General features: G+C 75.4%; 16 protein-coding genes. 4 read left to right on the forward strand and 12 right to left on the reverse strand.

Annotated features, from left to right (window positions below):
- Positions 1 to 27: 27 nt before the first annotated feature.
- The 4 genes from HOY81_RS19175 to HOY81_RS19190 form a co-directional block, all read right to left on the reverse strand.
- On the reverse strand, positions 28 to 1,530 hold the full coding sequence (locus tag HOY81_RS19175) for an aldehyde dehydrogenase family protein (RefSeq protein WP_237321691.1): 1,503 nt from the start codon (positions 1,528 to 1,530) through the stop codon (positions 28 to 30).
- A 318-nt stretch (positions 1,531 to 1,848) separates the two neighbouring features.
- Entirely contained in the window at positions 1,849 to 2,838 is a 990-nt protein-coding gene (locus HOY81_RS19180) for a malate dehydrogenase (RefSeq protein WP_237321692.1), read from the reverse strand.
- 300 nt (positions 2,839 to 3,138) lie between these two features.
- Positions 3,139 to 3,600 carry a DUF3017 domain-containing protein gene (locus HOY81_RS19185; protein ID WP_237321693.1) on the reverse strand — a complete coding sequence of 154 codons (462 nt, stop codon included), beginning with the start codon at positions 3,598 to 3,600 and terminating at the stop codon, positions 3,139 to 3,141.
- Between the two features lie 231 nt (positions 3,601 to 3,831).
- Positions 3,832 to 4,695 carry a bifunctional methylenetetrahydrofolate dehydrogenase/methenyltetrahydrofolate cyclohydrolase gene (locus HOY81_RS19190; RefSeq protein WP_237321694.1) on the reverse strand — a complete coding sequence of 288 codons (864 nt, stop codon included), beginning with the start codon at positions 4,693 to 4,695 and terminating at the stop codon, positions 3,832 to 3,834.
- A 327-nt stretch (positions 4,696 to 5,022) separates the two neighbouring features.
- On the opposite strand from HOY81_RS19190, the gene HOY81_RS19195 reads away from it, so the two are divergent.
- Positions 5,023 to 5,682 carry an RDD family protein gene (locus tag HOY81_RS19195; RefSeq protein ID WP_237321695.1) on the forward strand — a complete coding sequence of 220 codons (660 nt, stop codon included), beginning with the start codon at positions 5,023 to 5,025 and terminating at the stop codon, positions 5,680 to 5,682.
- 88 nt (positions 5,683 to 5,770) lie between these two features.
- Here the strand turns inward: HOY81_RS19195 and purH are convergent, their stop codons facing one another.
- Together purH and purN are read right to left on the reverse strand one after the other, a co-directional pair.
- Positions 5,771 to 7,399 carry a bifunctional phosphoribosylaminoimidazolecarboxamide formyltransferase/IMP cyclohydrolase gene (purH, locus tag HOY81_RS19200; RefSeq protein ID WP_237321696.1) on the reverse strand — a complete coding sequence of 543 codons (1,629 nt, stop codon included), beginning with the start codon at positions 7,397 to 7,399 and terminating at the stop codon, positions 5,771 to 5,773.
- On the reverse strand, positions 7,396 to 8,037 hold the full coding sequence (gene purN, locus HOY81_RS19205; RefSeq protein ID WP_237321697.1) for a phosphoribosylglycinamide formyltransferase: 642 nt from the start codon (positions 8,035 to 8,037) through the stop codon (positions 7,396 to 7,398). The genes purH and purN overlap by 4 nt, the downstream gene beginning before the upstream one ends.
- A 306-nt stretch (positions 8,038 to 8,343) precedes the next feature.
- On the opposite strand from purN, the gene HOY81_RS19210 reads away from it, so the two are divergent.
- Positions 8,344 to 9,438, forward strand: coding sequence for a hypothetical protein (locus tag HOY81_RS19210; RefSeq protein ID WP_237321707.1), 1,095 nt, complete (start codon positions 8,344 to 8,346; stop codon positions 9,436 to 9,438).
- Positions 9,439 to 9,577: 139 nt separating this feature from the next.
- On the opposite strand, the gene HOY81_RS19215 is transcribed toward HOY81_RS19210, so the two are convergent.
- Entirely contained in the window at positions 9,578 to 11,278 is a 1,701-nt protein-coding gene (locus HOY81_RS19215; RefSeq protein ID WP_237321698.1) for a DUF6350 family protein, read from the reverse strand.
- A 142-nt stretch (positions 11,279 to 11,420) separates the two neighbouring features.
- Between HOY81_RS19215 and HOY81_RS19220 the strand changes: the two genes are divergently transcribed.
- On the forward strand, positions 11,421 to 12,662 hold the full coding sequence (locus tag HOY81_RS19220) for an RNA polymerase sigma factor (RefSeq protein ID WP_237321699.1): 1,242 nt from the start codon (positions 11,421 to 11,423) through the stop codon (positions 12,660 to 12,662).
- 141 nt (positions 12,663 to 12,803) lie between these two features.
- Here the strand turns inward: HOY81_RS19220 and sucD are convergent, their stop codons facing one another.
- The 5 genes from sucD to HOY81_RS19245 all read right to left on the reverse strand — a co-directional run bounded on the left by sucD (position 12,804) and on the right by HOY81_RS19245 (position 20,099).
- Positions 12,804 to 13,688 carry a succinate--CoA ligase subunit alpha gene (gene sucD / locus HOY81_RS19225; protein WP_237321700.1) on the reverse strand — a complete coding sequence of 295 codons (885 nt, stop codon included), beginning with the start codon at positions 13,686 to 13,688 and terminating at the stop codon, positions 12,804 to 12,806.
- A 24-nt stretch (positions 13,689 to 13,712) separates the two neighbouring features.
- Positions 13,713 to 14,885, reverse strand: a complete 1,173-nt coding sequence (gene sucC, locus HOY81_RS19230; RefSeq protein ID WP_237321701.1) for an ADP-forming succinate--CoA ligase subunit beta — start codon at positions 14,883 to 14,885, stop codon at positions 13,713 to 13,715.
- Between the two features lie 212 nt (positions 14,886 to 15,097).
- Entirely contained in the window at positions 15,098 to 16,267 is a 1,170-nt protein-coding gene (locus HOY81_RS19235) for a VWA domain-containing protein (protein WP_237321705.1), read from the reverse strand.
- A gap of 86 nt (positions 16,268 to 16,353) precedes the next feature.
- Positions 16,354 to 19,014 (reverse strand): DUF5682 family protein, encoded by a 2,661-nt coding sequence (locus HOY81_RS19240; RefSeq protein ID WP_308341123.1) that lies wholly within the window; start codon positions 19,012 to 19,014, stop codon positions 16,354 to 16,356.
- On the reverse strand, positions 19,011 to 20,099 hold the full coding sequence (locus tag HOY81_RS19245) for an AAA family ATPase (RefSeq protein ID WP_237321702.1): 1,089 nt from the start codon (positions 20,097 to 20,099) through the stop codon (positions 19,011 to 19,013). The genes HOY81_RS19240 and HOY81_RS19245 overlap by 4 nt, the downstream gene beginning before the upstream one ends.
- Positions 20,100 to 20,228: 129 nt before the next feature.
- On the opposite strand from HOY81_RS19245, the gene HOY81_RS19250 reads away from it, so the two are divergent.
- Positions 20,229 to 20,648, forward strand: a 420-nt coding sequence (locus HOY81_RS19250; RefSeq protein WP_237321703.1) for an SWIM zinc finger family protein, incomplete at its 3' end; no start/stop codon positions are given.

Consider the following 20,648-nt stretch of genomic DNA (forward strand, 5'->3'; position numbering starts at 1 on the left):
GGGGAGGGACGGGGACGGGCGCGGGCGTCAGCCCGCGAACCAGCGCACCGGGGCCGGACGCAGGTTCTCGTAGACGTGCTTGGTCTCGCGGTACTCGGCGAGGCCGTGCGGGCCGAGCTCGCGGCCCACTCCGGACTTGCCGAAGCCTCCCCACTCGGCCTGCGGGAGGTAGGGGTGGAAGTCGTTGATCCAGACCGTGCCGTGGCGCAGCCGGGCGGCGACCCGGCGGGCGCGGGCGGTGTCCGCGGAGAAGACGCCGCCGGCGAGACCGTACTCGGTGTCGTTGGCGAGGGCCACGGCCTCGTCCTCGGTGCGAAAGGTCTCGACGGTGAGCAGCGGGCCGAAGGTCTCCTCGCGGATCACCCTCATGCCGCGGTGACAGTTGTCCAGCACGGTCGGGGAGTAGAAGTAGCCGGTGGCCGGGCGTGCCGGGCCGGGCTCGGGGCGCTCGCCGCCGCAGCGGAGCACGGCGCCCTCGGAGAGCGCGGAGGCGACGTACGCCTCGGTCTTGGCGAGCTGCTCCGCGGAGACCAGCGGCCCGCACTCGACACCCTCCTCGGTGCCGCGGCCGAGGCGGATCTTCCGGGCGCGGGCGGCGAGTTCGGCGACGAAGCGGTCCCGGACCGAGTCCTCGACGATGAGCCGGGCGCCGGCCGAGCAGACCTGGCCGCTGTGGATGAACGCGGCGTTGAGGGCCTGGTCGACGGCGTGGTCGAAGCCCTCCTCGGTGGCGCAGGCGTCGGCGAAGACGACGTTCGGGTTCTTGCCGCCGAGTTCCAGGGCGACCTTCTTCACCGTCGGGGCGGCCGCCTGGGCGACCTTGGTGCCGGAGACCAGGCCGCCGGTGAAGGAGACGAGGTCGACGTCCGGGTGCTCGGAGAGCCGGGCCCCCACGGGGTCGCCGGCGCCGGTGACGACGTTCGCCACGCCGTCCGGCAGCCCGGCCTCGGCGAGCAGCTTCACGAGATGAAGGGTGCTCAGCGGGGTGACCTCGCTGGGCTTGACGACGAAGGTGTTGCCCGCGGCGAGCGCCGGGGCCACCTTCCAGCTCGCCTGGAGGAGCGGGTAGTTCCAGGGCGTGATCATCGCGCAGACGCCGACCGGCTCGTGCACCACCACGCTGTGCACGTCGGGGCTGCCAGCGTCCACGACGCGGCCCCCGGACTCGTGCATCACCAGGTCGGCGAAGTAGCGGAAGGCGGCGGTGACGTCGTCCACGTCGACCCGGCCCTCCTCCAGGGTCTTGCCGGTGTCGCGGGACTCGGTGCGGGCGATCTCCTCCCGGTCGCGCTGGAGGAGACCGGCGACCCGGCGGAGCAGGGCCGCCCGCTCCGCGGTGGGGGTGCCGGGCCACTCCCCGGCGTCGAAGGCGCGCCGGGCGGCGGCGACCGCCGCGTCGGTGTCGTCCCGGTCACCCTCGGCGACCACAGCGAGAGTCGTGGCGTCCGCCGGGTCGAGGATCTCCCGGGTGCCACCGGCGGCGGCCTTCCGCCACGCGCCGTCGATGTGAATGCTCTCGATTACGGACACCTTGGGTACTGCCTTCCATGTACGAAATGTTGCTGCCTGTACACCTGTGCGTACGGGCCAAGCGCAACACCTGCCCCACTTGGCCCAGGTCATGTCTTCACAGGTCGTATTAGTGGCACGCCTCACGCCCTGCGAGCGGCGGCCGGGGTCCCGTATCGGGACAAAGGGAGAGAAGAACCCCGAACCCGCGCATATCCCTCAGATGCGCGGGCGGAGCTCGACGCCGACGCTGTGCGCTGCACGGACTCCGGTACGCCGACGGGCCCGTACGGAAGGTGACCATCCGTACGGGCCCGTGCCGGCGGGACCGCGCCGCGGTCAGAGCAGCCCGAGGCCGCGCACCGCGTCGCGCTCGTCGGCGAGCTCCTGCACCGAGGCGTCGATGCGGGTGCGGGAGAACTCGTTGATCTCCAGCCCCTGCACGATCTCGTAGGAACCGCCGGAGCAGGTGACCGGGAAGGAGGAGATGAGGCCCTCCGGGACGCCGTAGGAGCCGTCCGAGGGGATGCCCATGGAGGTCCAGTCGCCCTGCGGGGTGCCGTTGACCCAGGTGTGGACGTGGTCGATGGCGGCATTGGCGGCGGAGGCCGCGGAGGAGGCGCCGCGGGCCTCGATGATCGCCGCGCCGCGCTTGGCGACGGTCGGGATGAAGTCCTCGGCCAGCCACGTCTCGTCGTTCACGGTCTCGGCGGCGTTCTTGCCCGCGACCTCGGCGTGGAAGATGTCCGGGTACTGGGTCGCCGAGTGGTTGCCCCAGATGGTGAGCTTGCTGATCTCCGAGACCTGCGCACCGGTCTTCTTCGCGAGCTGCGAGAGCGCGCGGTTGTGGTCCAGGCGGGTCATCGCGGTGAACCGCTCGGCCGGCACGTCCGGGGCCGCCGCCTGGGCGATCAGCGCGTTGGTGTTGGCCGGGTTGCCGACGACGAGGACCTTCACGTCGTCCGCGGCACGGTCGTTGATGGCCTTGCCCTGCGGCTTGAAGATGCCGCCGTTGGCCTCCAGCAGGTCGCCGCGCTCCATGCCCTTGGTGCGCGGGCGGGCCCCGACGAGCAGGGCGACGTTGGTGCCGTCGAAGGCGGTGTCGACGTCGTCGGTGATGTCGATGCCGCGGAGCAGCGGGAACGCACAGTCGTCGAGCTCCATGGCGGTGCCCTCGGCGGCCTTCACCGCCTGCGGGATCTCCAGCAGGCGCAGCCGGACCGGCACGTCCGCGCCGAGAAGCTGTCCGGAGGCGATGCGGAAGAGCAGCGCGTAGCCGATCTGCCCGGCGGCGCCGGTGACGGTGACATTGACGGGAGTGCGGGTCATGGCGATCTCCGTTGAACCTGACGGTGGCGGTAGATCTCTCTATGTCAAGAGACCTCGTGTCAGGCTATCCGACGGCCGTGACCCACGGGCAGCCGCCCGCTCCAGGAGGGGGACGGCGGGCGGCTGCCCCGGGTTGGCACCCGTGGGGGGTGGTGTGTCGTTCGCCTGCCCGCCGCCTGGAGGGACATGCGCGGGCACACGGTGTTACCCCGGGTCCCCCGAGAGCCGTCACCGGAACTCCACACTTCCACCACGGACGGCCGGTCGCGGGCTCGCGGCGTCCCGGGCGCCCGCGGCGGGTCAGCGCACCGTGAAGTGCACGACGTCGTCCAGGAACGGGATGGTCACCCAGGGCTCCGGCTGCGCCATCATCGCCAGCAGAGTGATCGCGGTGCCCAGGACCCCGTAGGTCACCAGGTCGGTGAAGCGCGAACGCACCGCCAGCATGCCCACCGAGGGCAGCGCCCAGCGCAGCACCCCGCCGGCGAGCAGCGACGCGCCGACGACGAGGGTGCCCGCACGGAACTCGGCCAGCGTCACCAGCAGCCCGGTCAGCACGCCCGCGCACACCGCGAGCAACGGCCACTGGCGGTACGGGGCCGGGGCGTCGCCCGGGGCGGCCCGCCCCCCGCCCTCGGGGCGGGCCGTGCTCCGGGTCGCGGCCGGGAAGCGCCCGGCCCGGGCGGGGCTGGCGTCCGCTGCGGCGGGCGTGCCGGGGCCGTGCGCCGAGGGGGTGCGGGACGCCGCGTTCTCTCCGGCCATCGGTGGGTTCTCCTGGTTCTCGGGGGTGCGCGGGGCAGGCGCGGTGCTGAGGAGCTGCGGTTCTCGGGAGCCGCGGTGGCGGGCAGTGCGGCATGCGGGCCGTCGCGTCCGGAGACCCGCCGCGCCCGGAATCCGCCGCTGCGGAACCGTCGTACGGAAGGACGCCGCCGGGCGCGACGCCCGTTCCCGGTCCCGGGCGGGCCCGCCGCGCCCCGGCCGGTCCGGTGCGGCTCAGCCGGCGGTCGCGGCCTGGCGCTCCGCCGCCTCGACGACGTTCTGGAGCAGCAGCGCCCGGGTCATCGGCCCGACCCCGCCCGGGTTCGGCGAGATCCACCCGGCCGTCTCGGCGACGCCCGGGTGCACGTCCCCGACGATCTTGCCGTCCTCGTCCCGGCTCACCCCGACGTCCAGCACCGCCGCGCCGGGCTTCACGTCCTCCGGCTTCACCAGGTGCGGCACGCCCGCGGCCGCCACCACGATGTCGGCCTGCCGCAACAGCCCCGGCATGTCCCGGGTGCCGGTGTGACACTGGGTCACCGTGGCGTTCTCCGAGCGGCGGGTGAGCAGCAGCGGCAGCGACCGCCCCACGGTGATCCCGCGGCCGACCACCACCACATGGGCGCCCGCGATCTCCACGCCGTGGTGCCGCAGCAGCGTGATGATGCCGTTCGGGGTGCACGGCAGCGGCCCCGGCTCGTTCAGCACCAGCCGTCCCAGGCTAGTCGGGTGGAGCCCGTCGGCGTCCTTCTCCGGGTCCATGAGGGCGAGCACGCGGTTGGTGTCGATGCCGCGCGGCAGCGGGAGCTGGACGATGTAGCCGGTGCACGCCGGGTCGTCGTTCAGCTCGTGCACGGCCTGCTCGATCTCCTCCTGCGAGGCCGTGGCGGGCAACTCGCGCTGGATGGAGGCGATGCCGACCTGCGCGCAGTCACGGTGCTTGCCCGCGACGTACTTCCGGCTGGCGACGTCGTCCCCGACGAGCAGCGTGCCGAGGCCGGGCGAGACGCCCTGCTCCCGGAGCGTGTCGACGCGGGCGGCGACATCCGACTTGATCGCGGCCGCGGTGGCCTTGCCATCGAGAATCTGGGCGGTCATGGCTCCATCCTCCCGGATGCGGACCGCCGGTCTCCAGTCAGGTGCGTCCCGAACCGGGCAAACCGGCACAGCACCGCCCGGGACGGCGTTGCGGATTCGCCACAACCGAACGTCTGCGCTGGACACGATCACGGTGGGGCCACCACGATTGAGCACCGGCGCCACGGCCGCCGTGAGGAGTTCCTCCGGCGACGGCGCCCGCACCGGGGGAGGCACACGTGTGAACGGGGCACCAGACGCACCTCACGCAGCATCACTGCGGGGGCGGGCCCGCACTTCCCCGGCACGTCGGCCCCTGTCCCCCAGCTCCGCTCGGAGGTACCACTCGTGAGCTACCCACCGCCGCCCGGCGGCCAGCCCCAGAACCCCTACGGCCAGCAGCCGCCCCAGCAGCCCTACGGCCAGCCGCAGCAGCCGTACGGGCAGCCGCAGCAGCCGGGCTACGGCTACCCGCAGCAGGGCGGCCAGCCCGGCCAGCCCGGTTACGGCTACCCGCAGCAGGGCCAGCCCGGCGTACCGCCGCAGGGCGGCCAGCCGTACGGCTACCCGCAGCAGCCGGGCTACGGCTACGGCCAGGGCGCCCCGGAGTACGCCAACTGGCTCTACCGGGTGGGCGCGTTCCTGATCGACGGCCTCATCATCGGTGTGCCGTACGGCATCCTCGTGGGCATCGGCAGCGCGATGGGCGGCGGCACCGGCGGCGTCATCATGCTGCTCGGCGTGCTGGTCGGTATCGGCATCGGTCTGTGGCTGATCCACCAGGAGGGCACCACCGGCCAGTCGCCGGGCAAGAAGGCCGTCGGCACCCGGCTGCTGAAGGAGGAGACCGGGCAGCCGCTCGGCTTCGGCATGGCCTTCGTCCGCCGGCTCGCGCATATCCTCGACGGGCTGCCCTGCTACATCGGCTACCTGTGGCCGCTGTGGGACGAGAAGCGGCAGACCTTCGCCGACAAGGTCTGCGGCACCCTCGTCGTCAAGTCCGACTGACCGCCGCAGCGCACCCGGCCCAAGACCCGGGGCCGCAGCACGCCGTACGCGTGGTGCGGCCCCGGAACGCGGAGAGAGCCCGGCGGGCTCAGTGGAAGAAGTGGCGCGTGCCCGTGAGGTACAGCGTGACGCCGGCCGCCCGCGCGGCCTCCGTCACCGCCTCGTCCCGCACCGAGCCGCCCGGCTGCACCACCGCACGCACGCCCGCCCCGGTGAGGACCTCCAGCCCGTCGGGGAAGGGGAAGAACGCGTCCGAGGCCGCATAGGCGCCCGCCGCCCGCTCCTCGCCCGCCCGTTGCACCGCGAGCCGTGCCGAGTCGACCCGGTTCACCTGCCCCATGCCGACGCCGACCGTGGCGCCGTTCTTGGCCAGCAGGATCGCGTTGGACTTCACCGCCCGGCAGGCGCGCCAGGCGAAGGCCAGCTCCTCGAGCTCCGGGCCGGCCAGCGGTTCGCCGGCCGCCAGGCTCCAGTGCGCCGGGTCGTCCCCCTCCGCCTGCAGCCGGTCCGCGACCTGGAGCAGCACACCGCCGTCGACCGGCTTGGCCTCGACCGCCGTCGCCGGCGGCTCCGGGCAGCGCAGCACCCGGATGTTCTTCTTGCGGGCCAGCACCTCGACCGCGCCGTCCTCGTACTCCGGGGCGATGATCACCTCGGTGAAGATCTCCGCCACCTGCTCCGCCATGGCCACGCTCACCGGGCGGTTCACCGCGATCACACCGCCGTACGCGGAGAGCGGGTCGCAGGCGTGCGCCTTGCGGTGCGCCTGCGCGACGTCCGTACCGACCGCGATGCCGCAGGGGTTGGCGTGCTTGATCACCGCGACGCAGGGCTGGTCGTGGTCGTAGGCGGCACGGCGGGCGGCCTCGGTGTCCGTGTAGTTGTTGTAGGACATCTCCTTGCCGTGCAGCTGCTCCGCCCGGGCCAGGCCCCCGCCGCCGGAGGCGTAGAGGGCGGCGGGCTGGTGCGGGTTCTCGCCGTAGCGCAGGGTGCGGACCCGCTCGTACGTGCTGCCCAGGAAGCCCGGGAAGTCCGGCGTCCCGGAGACGCCGGGCGCGGCGGTGTCCGGCTCCTCACCCGTGTCCGTCCCCTCGCCGGTGCCGGCGTAGCCGGAGGCGAACCAGGTGGCGACCGCCACGTCGTACTCCGCCGTGTGCCGGAAGGCCTCGGCGGCCAGCCGCTTGCGGTCCGCCAGCCCGAACCCGCCGTCCCGGGCGGCCGCCAGCACGTCCGGGTAGCGGTCCGGATTGACCACCACGGCGACGGAGGGGTGGTTCTTGGCGGCGGCACGGACCATCGAGGGGCCCCCGATGTCGATCTGCTCCACGCAGGCGTCGGGCGAGGCACCCGAGGCGACGGTCTCCCGGAAGGGGTAGAGGTTCACCACGACCAGCTCGAACGGCCGTACGTCCAGCTCGGCGAGCTGCTTCCGGTGGTCGGCGAGCCGCTGGTCCGCCAGGATGCCGGCGTGCACCCGCGGGTGCAGCGTCTTGACCCGGCCGTCGAGGCACTCCGGGAAACCGGTCAGCTCCTCCACACCGGTCACCGGGACCCCGGCGTCCGCGATCCGCCGCGCCGTCGACCCGGTGGAGACCAGCTCCACGCCCGCCTCGTGCAGCCCGCGGGCCAGCTCCTCCAGGCCCGTCTTGTCGTAGACGCTGACCAGTGCGCGGCGGATCGGCCGCTTCTCGCTGTATCCGGTGTCGGTGGCGGTCACGGGATCAGTACCTTTCGTCCCTCAATGCGGTAGCCGTCACGGGCCAGGCGCCCGACGACCTCGACGAGCAGCCGTCGCTCGACTTCCTTGATCCGCTCGTGCAGAGCGGCTCCTCCGTCCGCGTGGTCCTCGTCCCGGACCTCGACCACGCCCTGGGCGATGATCGGGCCGGTGTCGACGCCGTCGTCGACGAAGTGGACGGTGCATCCGGTGACCTTCACGCCGTACGCGAGCGCGTCGCGCACACCGTGCGCACCGGGGAAGCTCGGCAGCAGCGCGGGGTGGGTGTTGACGAACCGCCCCCCGAAGCGTGCCAGGAACTCCTCCCCCACGATCTTCATGAACCCCGCCGAGACCACCAGGTCCGGCGCGTGGGCCGCGGTCGCCTCGGTCAGCGCCCGGTCCCACGCCGCCCGGTCCGGGTGATCCCCGAGCCGGACCACGAACGTGGGCAGGCCCGCCCGCTCCGCCCGCTCCAGCCCGGCGATGCCGCTCCGGTCGGCGCCGACGGCCACGATCTCGGCGCCGTACCCGTCCGGGCCCTCCGCCGCGACGGCGTCCAGCAGGGCCTGGAGGTTGGTGCCCGAACCGGAGACGAGCACGACGAGACGGGCGGGGCGGTTGCGGGGCGCGGCCACGACGGGGCTCTTTCTCTCCTGCGAGCGGATTCGTGTGGTCGTACAAGTTCGTAGAGCGGAGGATTCCGGGGAACTCTACGAAGCGGCCGACCGTCGGCCACGATACCGGCACCTGACCGGACGCCCCCGGCCGGGCGAGCGGGACCGCCCGGCGCCCCTCCCCGTGGAGGTGGTCGGGTGCCGGGAGGACCGGCCGGACAGGTAGCGTCGGGCACACAGGGGCGTGTCCGACGCGACGACTCGGCGACGCAGGAAGAGCAGACGCGGGAAGAGCCACGGGAAGAGCTAGGGGAAGAAACACACCACATGACCGAGCGACGCCGCCACCAGGCGGCCCATGCCGATCCTCCCCACGAGCCCGAGGAGCACCGTGGGCCCGGCACGCCCCCGGAGACCGGACCGGAGCCGCAGGACCGGGAGGCCCCCGCGGACCGCGGCGGTGACGGCGGTGACGGCGGAGAGGCCCCGGAGGACCGCGGAGCACCGGACGGGCGCCAAGCGCGGGGCGACCGCGAGGCGCCGGAGGACCGCGAGGCCCGGGGGTGGCGCGACCGGCGGAGCCGCGACGCGGGAGCCACGCGGGAGGACAACCCCTTCGCCCCACCGCCCGAGGGCACGCCCGACCGGCCCTGGCAGCCGCGGCGTCCCGGAGCGGAGCAGGACGACACCACCGGGACGGGCGGCACCGGCGACGGCCGCGGCGAGGACGGCGACGACCGCGGCGACGCCCCGGAACAGGGACGTCCCTCCCGCTGGGGCAGCCAGTGGAGCCCCCGCCAGCCCGGCCGGCAGAGCGGCGGCTTCGGCGGACCGCCCACCGGACCGGACCGCGGCAACGGTGAGGGCAACGGCTTCGGCCGCGGCGGCCGCCGCGGCCTGCGATGGGACCCCACCGACCCGCTCCAGCGACACGCACGCTACGCACTGCACGCCGGCATCTGGGGCCTCTTCTTCGCCCTCTTCGGCATCATGGAACTGGCCCTGCTGCTGGGTGCCCTCTCGCTCTACTGGGGCATCAACGCGCTGCGCGGCAAGCCCCGCCAGGGCACGGGCGGTGCGGGCGGCTCCGGAAACAGGGGGGACGCCGGGGCGACGGCCGAGGACGTGGCCGGCACCGACCGTGCCTCCGCACCGGACACCGGCCGTACGGGGCGCGGCGGGCCGCCGGTGCCGGTCGCCGTCACGCCCGCGCAGGCCGCCAAGGCGAAGACCTCGGCCGCGATCAGCGGCCTGGTCGCGGCCGGACTGACACTGGCCATCGTGGCGGGCACGTTCACGCTCCAGATGGTCTACCAGGAGTACTACACCTGCCGCCAGGACGCGCTGACCACGGCCTCCCGGGAGGAGTGCAAGGACCTGCTCCCGGAGAACCTCCGCCCCTTCCTCGAGAACCAGGGCTGAGCCCGCCCGGCCCGGGGCCGGGCCGTGACCGCAACCACCCACCGGCCCGCAGTCGCGACCCCGCGGAGCACCGGCTCCGCTGCGTGGGCGCTCGCCCCACCGCCCTCGCTCCACGCCGGCCTCCCTGAAGTGTGGGGCGTCAGTCGCGGCGTCGGGGCGGGAAGTCCGGGACGAGGCCGCCGGAGGCCTCCTTCAGGGCCGCCCAGCGGGTGCGGCGCGCCGCGGTGCTGTGCCAGTCGTCCTGCTGCTCCGCCCTGCGCGCCCGGCCCCCGGCACCCTGCGGGGCCGGAGCCGCTCCGGCCCGGCGGGGCCTGCGCCACCCAGACCGCGAACCGGCTCCCGTGCCCGCATCCGCGTGCGCACCGCCCGGCCCCCGGCCGCCCGTTGCCACACCGCCCCGCCCCGCACCGCCCCGCCCCGCACCGCTCGGCCCCGCGCCGGCCGGTTCCGCACGCGGCCCCACCCCGCCCGGCGGAGCACCGCCCCGGCCCACGCCCGCACCCACCGGCGTCGCTCCGCGCCGCGGTCGCAGGCGCCAGGCGCGGATCGCGAGGGCGGTGGGCACCCCGACCCCTGCCGCCCAAGCCAGCGTCGCCGGGGCGACGAGCCACCAGACCGGCCCGAAGTGGGCCAGTTGCCCGTTGCCGAGGGCGCCGCCCGCGAGCAGTGCGAGCAGCGCCATCACCAGCGCGCAGCCCACCGCGGCCAGCCCGGCCAGGGCCGCCGTGACCCGCGGGGTCAGGGCGCTGTCCCGCGCCCCGCGGAGCGGTACCGCCGCCTGCGCCGCGCTGCGTCCCATCGCGACCGCGGCCACGAGCGGCACGGCGGCGGCGGACCAGGTCAGCGGCGAACCGGGCCCCTCGCCGGGCAGCGCGGCGAGCAGCGGGAAGTGCGGCAGCCGGGGCATCCCGCCGGCGCCGAGCGGCGCCACCACGCTGCCCGCGCCGAGCGTGAACCCGGGCCCCAGGCCGTAGGCGGCGGCCCACACGGCGGCGTTCGGGGCCAGGGCCAGGGTGAGCAGCAGCACCGCGAGCGCCCCGGACCAGGAGCCGGTGAGGCCGCCGAGGGCCTCGTGCACGGCCTCGGTGTGCCAGGCGAGCCCGGCGAGCAGCAGCACTGCGCCGCCGCTGACCAGCAGCAGCACCCCGGTGACGGTGGTACGCAGCACCGCCACCGCCTGGGGCGCGGCCGTCAGCACGCGCAGGGTGCCGTACCGGCGCGCGCCGGCGCCGCGGCGTTCCGCGAAGGCGCCGCGCACGGGCCGGACGACGGCCGGGAGGGCGGGCGCGGGACGGCCGAGCGCGGCCCACGCGGCGAGCCCGGTGACGCCGACCGTGACCAGCGGCAGGCGCACCCCGGCGCTGAGCAGGTCCACGCGGACCGGGCCGTCCGTGGCGTACCAGACGGCGACCGCGCCGACCAGCAGATACCCGGTGGAGACCCAGGCGGCCGCACGTACCGCCTCCGCCCGGGCCGGGGCGAAGGCTTCGGCGAGCGCGCCCCGGGTGGCCCGCCACAGCAACCAGGCGGGCAGCAGGGTGAGCAGCAGCGGAGTGAGCTCGACGGGCACCGACGCGCCGCCACCGGAGCCGGTGCGCACCAGGCCGGCGCCGTGGGCCAGGAGCCAGAGGTCGACGGCGATGTGCAGGGCGCCGTGCGGGCCGCTGTCGGGGTAGGGGGAGGAGATCCACAGCACGACGACGAGCACGGTGAGCGCACCGAGACCCAGACCGGCGGCGACGGCGCCGCCGAGGAGCCGCACGGCGGCGGCCGAGCCGCGGCGTGGGACGGCTGGGCCGTCCGGGTGGAGCACGGGAGGGGCTTCGGTCAGTGGACGCACGGCGTCATGCTGCCAATGTGTCCCGCTGTGTGGTGGTACGTGCCACATATCGCCGTGTCGTTCGATGGAACGCTTTGCGTCTTTTCACACAATTCCGGGAGGAGGCCGGAGCACGCGCCAACCCTCGTGGGAAGAGGCAGGCATGACGGCACGACAGGAGCACGGGACGCCGAGGACGCACCCGCGGAGCAACGGAGGAGCGCGGCCCCAAGCCGGCGCGGGCGCAGGACCGCGGGCCGGCGGTGGCTCGAAGCCGCGGACCGGCGACAGCGCACGCTCACGGACCGGCAGCACCGCACGACCGCGGAGCCACGGCAGGGCAGAACCGCAGGCCGGCGGTGGCGGGCGGCCGCGGGGCGGGAGCGCCGCGAGCCCACGGCCCGGCTCCCCCGAGGAGGCCTTCGACCTGCTGCACGCGCACTGCGCCCGGGCCCTCACCCGTCAGGCCTACCTCCTCTGCGGCCACCGGCGTCTCGCCGAGCGGGCCGTGGTGCGCGCCTTCCACCTTGCCTGGCACCACTGGCCGGCGGTCGCCGTGGACCGGGATCCCGTCGGCTGGGTGCGGGCCGCCGTCCACGACCAGGCCCTCTCCCCCTGGCTCCGGTTCCCCCCGGGCCGGCGCCGCAGGGCGCAGGCGCACGCCGGTCCGCCGTGCGACCGGATGCTGCAAGAGGCGCTGCTGGCCCTGCCCGCCCCCGCCCGGCGGGCCGTGCTGCTGCACGACGGGCTCGGCGTGTCCCTCGCCGCCACGGCCGCCGAGACGGAGGCCAGCACGGCCGCCACCGTCCGGCGCGTCGAGCATGCCCGGGAGGCACTCGGCGCGGGCGTGCCGGAACTCGCCGGAGCCGCACCGCACGCCCGTCCGGCGCTGCTGGCGGCACGGCTGCGGGAGCTGGGCGCCGCCCACCCCGTCCGGACCGCACCCGCCCCGCGGCTGCGTGCCGGTGCCGAGTGGACTGCGCGGCGCTGGACGCGGACGGCCTGTGCGCTGACGGCCGCGCTGGCGACGGCGGCCGGCAGCGCCGTCCTCCTGGACGCCGGCGCGGGCGACGCCGCGGGACCGGGCGGCGCGGGCAGGGGCGCTGCGGTGGCGCTGGGGCGGACACCGGGGCTGCCGGGCGTCCGGGAGGACGGGGAACCGTACGCGCCGCACCTCCGCTCCGCCAACCGCCGGGTGCGGATGAGCGCCGAGGACACCGGAACGGAACGGCCCCTGCCGGGCGCGGCGGGGCTGCTCTCCGGGACAGGTGCCGGCCCCTCACCGGCGCCGTCGCCGCCCCCGCACACACCGGCGCCGTCCCCGCCGCCGTGGGCGGGGGCGCTGCCGGAGGGGCCGGACGGGTATCCGCCCTCACCCCTCCCGCCGCCGTACGTGTCCCCGTAGCCGGCCACCCGGCCCGGACCGAGGGCCACCACGGAGCCGCACTCCGGCAACGGCACCCGGACACGCCGACGGGCCCGTGACGCTCCCGGTGGCCGGGGTTCACGGGCCCGTTCGGGCGGGGCGCGCACGGCGCGCGGGGCGTCAGCCGCCCAGCAGCTCCCGGGCGAGACGCGCGGTCTCGGACGGGGTCTTGCCGACCTTCACGCCCGCGGCCTCCAGCGCCTCCTTCTTGGCCTGCGCGGTGCCGGAGGAGCCGGAGACGATCGCACCGGCGTGGCCCATCGTCTTGCCCTCCGGGGCGGTGAAGCCGGCGACGTAGCCGACGACCGGCTTGGAGACGTTCTCCTTGACGAAGTCGGCCGCACGCTCCTCCGCGTCCCCGCCGATCTCACCGATCATCACGATCAGGTCGGTCTCGGGGTCGGCCTCGAAGGCCTTCAGCGCGTCGATGTGGGTGGTGCCGATGACCGGGTCGCCGCCGATGCCGACGCAGGTGGAGAAGCCGATGTCCCGCAGCTCGTACATCATCTGGTAGGTCAGCGTGCCGGACTTCGACACCAGGCCGATACGGCCGGGCTTGGTGATGTCGGCCGGGATGATGCCGGCGTTGGACTGGCCGGGGGAGATCAGGCCGGGGCAGTTCGGGCCGACGATGCGGGTCCGGTGGCCCTTCTGGCCTGCGTACGCCCAGAAGTGCGCGGTGTCGTGGACGGCGATGCCCTCGGTGATGACCACGCAGAGCGGGATCTCGGCGTCCACGGCCTCGATGACCGCGGCCTTGGTGAACTTCTCCGGGACGAAGACGACGGTCACATCGGCGCCGGTGGCCTCCATGGCCTCCTTGACGCCGCCGAAGACCGGCACCTCGGTGCCGTCGAAGTCGACGGTGGTGCCCGCCTTGCGCGGGTTGACGCCGCCGACGATGTTGGTGCCGGAGGCCAGCATGCGCTTCGTGTGCTTCTGCCCCTCGGAGCCGGTCATCCCCTGGACGATGACCTTGCTTTCCTTGGTCAGGAAAATAGCCATGGTTGTCGGTGTCCTCGTCCTCGGTTACTTCGCGGCCAGCTCGGCGGCCTTGTCGGCCGCTCCGTCCATCGTGTCGACCTGCTGGACCAGCGGGTGGTCGGCGTCGGTCAGGATCTTGCGACCCAGCTCGGCGTTGTTGCCGTCCAGCCGCACGACGAGCGGCTTGGTGACGTCCTCGCCCTTGGACTTGAGCAGCTGCAGGGCCTGCACGATGCCGTTGGCGACCGCGTCGCAGGCGGTGATACCGCCGAAGACGTTGACGAACACGGACGTGACGTCCGGGTCGCCCAGGATGATCTCCAGGCCGTTGGCCATGACCTCCGCGGAGGCGCCGCCGCCGATGTCGAGGAAGTTGGCGGGCTTGACGTTGCCGTGTGCCTCACCGGCGTACGCGACGACGTCCAGGGTGGACATGACGAGACCCGCGCCGTTGCCGATGATGCCGACCTGGCCGTCGAGCTTGACGTAGTTCAGGCCCTTCGCCTTGGCCGCGGCCTCGAGCGGGTCGGCCGCCGCCTTGTCCTCCAGGGCCGCGTGGTCCGGCTGACGGAACTCGGCGTTGGCGTCCAGCGAGACCTTGGCGTCCAGCGCGATGATCCGGCCGTCGCCCGTCTTGACCAGCGGGTTCACCTCGACGAGCAGCGCGTCCTCGGCGATGAAGGCGGCCCAGAGCTGCTGCAGGATGGAGACCACCTGGTCGGCGATCTCCGCGGGGAACCTCGCGGCCTCGACGATCTCGCGGGCCTTCGCCTCGGTGACGCCCTCGATGGCGTCCACCGGGATCTTCGCGAGGGCCTCGGGCTTGGTCGCCGCGACCTCCTCGATGTCGACGCCGCCCTCGACGGAGGCCATGGCCAGGAAGGTGCGGTTGGTCCGGTCGAGCAGGAAGGAGACGTAGTACTCGTCGACGATGTCGGCGGTCTGCGCCAGCATCACCTTGTGGACCGTGTGGCCCTTGATGTCCATCCCCAGGATCTGCCCGGCCTTGTCGACCGCGTCGTCCGGGTCGGAGGCCAGCTTCACGCCGCCGGCCTTCCCGCGGCCGCCGGTCTTGACCTGCGCCTTGACGACCGCGCGACCGCCGAGTCGCTCGGTCACCTCGCGCGCCGCCTCGGGCGTGTCGATGACTTCACCGGGCAGCACCGGTACGTCATGCTTGGCGAAGAGGTCCCTCGCCTGGTACTCGAACAGGTCCACGCGCGTCCGTCCCCTTAATCAGTGGTATCGCGGTCGTTGTCAGCGTGGGCGTGCCGCGTGGCCGCGGCGTCGCCGGTGGCGCGCGGCATGTCCGCCTTGCAGGTTAGCCCTGCGGCTCTGCGCTTCCTAAATTCCAGGTCACACCGGCGCGGTGACAACGGTCACAGCGGGCGGCCCCGGTGTCACGGTAGCGCGCAGCCCCGGGTGGGGTCTCACTCCGCGGGCAGCGGCAGCGGGCGCTTCTCCAGTGCCGCCGCCATGACCTGGGGAAAGAGGTCCGGGGTACAGGCGAAGGCCGGGGCGCCCAGCGCGGCGAGGGCCGCCGCGTGCTCCCGGTCGTAGGCGGGCGCGCCCTCGTCGGAGAGCGCGAGCAGCGTGACGAACTGGACACCCGCGCTCTTCATGGCCGCGACCCGCCGGAGCATCTCGTCGCGTATGCCGCCCTCGTAGAGGTCGCTGACGAGCACGACCACGGTCTCGGCCGGGCGGCTGATCCGCGACTGGCAGTAGGCCAGCGCGCGGTTGATGTCCGTGCCCCCGCCGAGCTGGGTGCCGAAGAGCACCTCCACCGGATCGTCCAGTTCGTCGGTGAGGTCGGCGACGGCGGTGTCGAAGACGACCAGCCGGGTGTCGAGGGCACGCATCGAGGCGAGCACCGCGCCGAAGACGGAGGCGTGGACGACGGAGGCCGCCATCGACCCGGACTGGTCGAGGCAGAGGATCACCTCCTTCTGCACCCCGCGGGCGGCACGGCCGTGGCCGAGCAGCCGCTCCGGCACCACCGTGCGGTACTCCGGGAGGTAGTGCCGGAGGTTGGCCCGGATCGTGCGGTCCCAGTCGATGTCCCGGTGCCGGGGGCGGTGGGTGCGGGCGGCGCGGTCCAGGGCGCCGGTCAGGGTCGACCGCGTCCGCTGGGCGAGTTCCCGCTCCAGCCGGGCCACGACCGTGCGCACCACGGCCCGTGCCGCCTCCCGGCTCTGCTCCGGCATGGCCTTGTTCAGCGAGAGCAGGGTGCCGACGAGATGCACGTCCGGCTCGACGGCCTCCAGCATCTCCGGCTCCAGCAGCAGCGAGGAGAGCCCGAGCCGGTCGATGGCGTCGCGCTGCATGATCTGCACGACCGAGCTGGGGAAGTAGCTGCGGACGTCGCCCAGCCAGCGCGCCACCCGCGGGGCGGAACCCCCGAGTCCGGCGGAGCGCGCGCCGGAGCGGGCGGCACCGGCGCCCTCGCCGCCGTAGAGGGCGGCCAGCGTGCGGTCCATCGCGGCGTCCGCGCCGCCGAGAGCGCCGGGGCCGCCGGTGCCGCCGTCCTCCCCGTCGGCGCCCAGCACCAGGCGCCAGCGGCGCAGCCGCTCCTCCCGGCCGCCGGTCTCCACCGTCATGGCGTTCCCCTCCCGGGTCGGTGTCCCGCCCCGTGTCTCCTCGTCGCTGTGCGCCGCTCCGGCACGCGGGGGCCGCTGTGCCCGGTTCACGCGGCCCTCCCCGTGCGGCCGCCGTGACCGCCGCTCCCCGGCGCGGCGGCGCCCGGGCCGCCCGGTTCCCTGCCGCCCGGGCCGCCCGAGAGCAGCAGCCGCAGCACCGGCAGCACGGCGTCCGCGCGTTCCTCGTCCAGACCGGGACCGAACCCCGGCAAGCCCTCCGCGGCGCCCGGCGCGACCCGGGCACCGCCGGCCGGCCCGCGCCGCACCAGCTCGCCCAGCGTCCGCCGCACCCCGGCCTCGTAGGCGGCGAACGTCCGGCGCAGCAACGGCAGCACGTCCGTGAACGCCTCCTGCGGCACCCCCGCCAGCCACGCGTCGACCAGCGCCAGCAGCCGCTCGTCGTGGACGAGGAGCATCCCGCCGCCCGCCAGGAAGCCCTCCGCCCAGGCGGCCGCGTCCGCCGGCGGGGTACCGGGCGAGAGCGCGTGGCCCATCAGGCGCGCCGCCTCGTCGTCGGGCAGCCGGCCGTCGTCCAGCAGCAGCCGGGCGCAGCGCCCGCGGATCAGGCCGGGCACGCGGTCCCGGGCGGCCAGGGTGCGCAGCGTGCCGTGCCAGCGGTCGAGCAGCCCGTCGTCTCCGCGCCGCCCGTCCGGCTGCTCCTGCGGTACGGGCCGCCGCCCCGCTCCGGGGTCGTCCCGGGGAGACCGCCCGGTGGCCGGGGCCGGGTCGCCTGCGGGAGGCGGCGCCTCCCGGCCTTCCGCCCCCTCCCGGGCGAGCAGGGTGACGGCCCGGTGCGCCGTGTCCACGTGGTCACGGAGCTCGGCGGCGCCCTCCGCGTCCAGCCCCGCGCAGGCGGGCGGCAGCCCGACCCGTACGCGCTCCGCGAGGCCCCGCGCCACCTCGGCCAGGGCGCCGGCGTCCGTGCCGCGCACGTCGCCGTACCGCAGGGCGCGCACCAGGGCGGGCAGGGCCTGGGCGAGGCGGCCCACATCGGAGTCGAGCGCGGCCCGGTCGGCGAGCGCCCGCATCACCACCGGCAACGCCTCCGGCAGTTCCGCGAGCAGGCAGCGCTCGGCGAGGGCGGTGATCCCGCCCAGCTCGGCGCTCGACCCGGCCTCCGCGGTGGCCCGTGCGGTGGCGGCGGCGAGCACGGTGGTGCCCCAGACGCCGGCCTCCGCCAGCCGCACGGACAGCTCGGGCTCCCAGCGCAGCCGCCAGCTCTCCCGGAAGGTGCCGGTGCTGCCGGTGCGCGGCCCGGCCGGCACGCCCCACTCGACCCCGAGCAGCCGGAGCCGGTGCAGCAGGCGGCTGCGGGCGGCGTCGGTGTCCCGGCGCAGGTCCAGCTCCAGCTCCCGCTCCCGGGCCTCCGGCCGGAGCCGCAACGAGCGCTGCAGCCGGGCGAGATCGCGCTGCAGCGGCACGGCCGGCGCCCCCTCCGGCACCCGGCCCAGCGCGTCGCCCACCACCAGCCGCTCCCGGATGAGGGCGAGCGGCACCTCCGAGCCCTCACAGAGCACGGCGCGCGCGGCGTCGAGGGTCTCACCGAGCCCGGCCAGCGGGCGCCCGCGCAGCGCGGCCAGGGAACCGGCCAGCCGCACCGCCTCGATCACATGCGCGGTGGAGACCACCCGGCCCTCCTCCCGGAGGAGCCCGGCGATCCGGGTCAGCCACCGCTCGACCGGGCGGTCCGGGGCGGCGAAGAGATGGCCGTACCAGCCGGGGGAGTCGATGCCCGCGCCGTAGCCGCTGCGCCGGGCGAGCCGGCGGTGGGTCCACGGCACCCAGGTCACCTCGACCCTGGCCCGGGGCAGCCCGCGCAGCAGCCGGCGGTCCGCGGTGACGGCCGCCTTGCGGGCCAGGGCCGGCACGTGCCAGGCGCCACAGACCACGGCGACGCCGTCGGGCCCGTACTCCCGCCGTGCCTCGTGCAGGCGCAGCCGCATGTGCGCCTCGCGCAGCAGGTCGCGGCGGTGGCCGCCGTCCCCGTGCCGCTCGCGCAGGGCGGCCATGGCCTCTCCGAGCGCGGCGAACGGTGCGAACGGGTCGGCGGGCACCGGGCGTTCCCCGGTTCCGCCACTGGCCGGTGCACCGCCCGCCGCACGGTGTTCGACGGCGTCCTCCCACCAGCGCTCCGGGTCGTCGTATCCCGCGGCCGCGGCGAGGGCGGCGAGCGGGTCGAGTCGCAGCTCCGCGCCGCCGGACGGCGGGGCTCCGGGGGCGTCCGTCTCCGGGACGGGCGGGCCCTCCGGGGCGACCGCGGCATCCGGGACGCCGCCGTGAGGTGCGGTGTCCTCCGGTGCGGTCCCGCCCGGTCCCGCGGGCTCCGGGGCGGAGGGCCGGCCGGGAGACCCGGGATCCTCCGCGGGGAGGGCCAGCGTGTGCGCGGCCGGCAGGTCGATGAAACGGACCGGCACGTCGTGCTCCAGGGCCCAGCGGATCGCCACCCACTCCGGCGAGAAGGCGGCCAGCGGCCAGAACGCCGCCCGGCCCGGCTCGTCCCGCACGTGCGCCAGCAGCGCGACCGGCGGCCGCATGCCCTCTCCGGGTGCGCCGCCCGCCGGCTCCTTCGCCAGCGCGACCACCTCGTCCGCCTCCGGCGGACCCTCCACGAGCAGCACCCGCGGTGCGTACGCCGCCAGGGCCGTGCGCACGGCGCGGGCGGAGCCCGGGCCGTGGTGGCGCACCCCGAGCAGCAGCGGCCCGCTCACGCCGACACCTCGCGGCAGGCGCGGTAGAAGTCCTGCCAGCCCTCGCGCTCCCGCACGACCGCCTCCAGGTACTCCTGCCACACCACCCGGTCCGCGGCCGGGTCGCGGACGACGGCGCCGAGGATCCCGGCGGCGACGTCGCCGGCGCGCAGCACGCCGTCCCCGAAGTGCGCCGCCAGCGACAGGCCGCCCGTCACCACGGAGATGGCCTCCGCCGTGGAGAGCGTCCCGGAGGGCGACTTGAGCTTCGTCCGGCCGTCATCCGTGACGCCCTCGCGCAGCTCGCGGAAGACGGTGACCACCCGGCGGATCTCCTCGATGCCGTCCGGCGCGGCGGGCAGCTCCAGGGAACGGCCGATCTGGTCGACCCGCCGGCTGACGATGTCCACCTCGGCCTCCGCCGTGGCGGGCAGCGGCAGCACCACGGTGTTGAACCGGCGGCGCAGGGCGCTGGAGAGCTCGTTGACCCCGCGGTCGCGGTCGTTGGCGGTGGCGATGAGGTTGAAGCCGCGGACCGCCTGCACCTCCTCCCCCAGCTCGGGGAGGGGAAGGGTCTTCTCCGAGAGCACGGTGATGAGGCTGTCCTGGACGTCGGCCGGGATGCGGGTGAGCTCCTCGACCCGTGCCGTGCCGCCCTGCGCCATGGCCCGCATCACCGGGCTGGGCACCAGGGCGTCGCGGCTGGGGCCGTGCGCCAGCAGCCGGGCGTAGTCCCATCCGTAGCGGACGGCCTCCTCGGCGGTGCCGGCGGTGCCCTGCACCAGCAGGGTCGAGTCGCCGCTGACCGCGGCCGCCAGATGCTCCGACACCCAGGTCTTGGCGGTGCCCGGCACCCCGAGGAGCAGCAGCGCCCGGTCGGTGGCCAGGGTGCTGACGGCGACCTCCACCACGCGGCGCGGACCCACGTACTTCGGGGTGATCTCGGTGCCGTCCGGCAGGGTGCCGCCGAGGAGATAGGTGGCCACGGCCCAGGGCGACAGCCGCCAGCGCTCGGGGCGCGGGCGGTCGTCCGCCGCCGCGAGCGCCTTCAGCTCGTCGGCGAAGGCGTCCTCGGCGTGCGGGCGCAGCACAGGCTTCTGGGTCACGACTCCCCCTCGGCAAGCGGTGGACCGATCTGCCCCTCACCGTGCACGACACCACTGACAACGCCGCCCTGACCGGGCGTCACCGCAGGTCGGCGGCGGGTGTCAGTGGTGAGCCGTAGCGTCGCGGACATGAGTGGAGACGGGGTCCGCTGGACGGCGGAACAGGTTCTCGCGCTGGCGCCCGACGCCTCGTCACGGAAGCACGGCAGCAGGCTCGCCGCTCCGGAGCCGTGGTCGGAGGCGGGCACGGGCGACGGAGCGGTCTGGGGGCTGTGCCGGGGCAGCGGCAGCCGGCCCTACCGGACGGTGATCGACGTCGGTGGCGGCGACGCCCCGGGGTACCGCTGCACGTGCCCCAGCCGGAAGTTCCCGTGCAAGCACGCGCTCGGCCTGCTCCTGCTGTGGGCGGGAGGCGAGCCGGCTGTGCGGGAGGGTCCGGAGCCGCCGGAGTGGGCCGCGGAGTGGCTCGGCGGGCGCCGGGCGAGGGCGGCGGCGCGGACCGGCGCGGGCGCGACCGGGGAGCCCGGCTCCGGGCGGGGCGGCGGCCGG

Origin of the sequence: Streptomyces sp. JJ36 (assembly GCF_021696945.1) — a bacterium.
Classification (GTDB): domain Bacteria; phylum Actinomycetota; class Actinomycetes; order Streptomycetales; family Streptomycetaceae; genus Streptomyces.

Excerpts from the sequence above, each read along its gene's own strand:
- HOY81_RS19180 (WP_237321692.1), bottom strand. The coding sequence starts at position 2,838 with ATGACCCGCACTCCCGTCAATGTCACCGTCACCGGCGCCGCCGGGCAG.
- HOY81_RS19185 (WP_237321693.1), bottom strand. The coding sequence starts at position 3,600 with ATGGCCGGAGAGAACGCGGCGTCCCGCACCCCCTCGGCGCACGGCCCC.
- HOY81_RS19190 (WP_237321694.1), bottom strand. The coding sequence starts at position 4,695 with ATGACCGCCCAGATTCTCGATGGCAAGGCCACCGCGGCCGCGATCAAG.
- HOY81_RS19210 (WP_237321707.1), top strand. The coding sequence starts at position 8,344 with ATGACCGAGCGACGCCGCCACCAGGCGGCCCATGCCGATCCTCCCCAC.
- HOY81_RS19220 (WP_237321699.1), top strand. The coding sequence starts at position 11,421 with ATGACGGCACGACAGGAGCACGGGACGCCGAGGACGCACCCGCGGAGC.
- sucD (WP_237321700.1), bottom strand. The coding sequence starts at position 13,688 with ATGGCTATTTTCCTGACCAAGGAAAGCAAGGTCATCGTCCAGGGGATG.
- HOY81_RS19235 (WP_237321705.1), bottom strand. The coding sequence starts at position 16,267 with ATGACGGTGGAGACCGGCGGCCGGGAGGAGCGGCTGCGCCGCTGGCGC.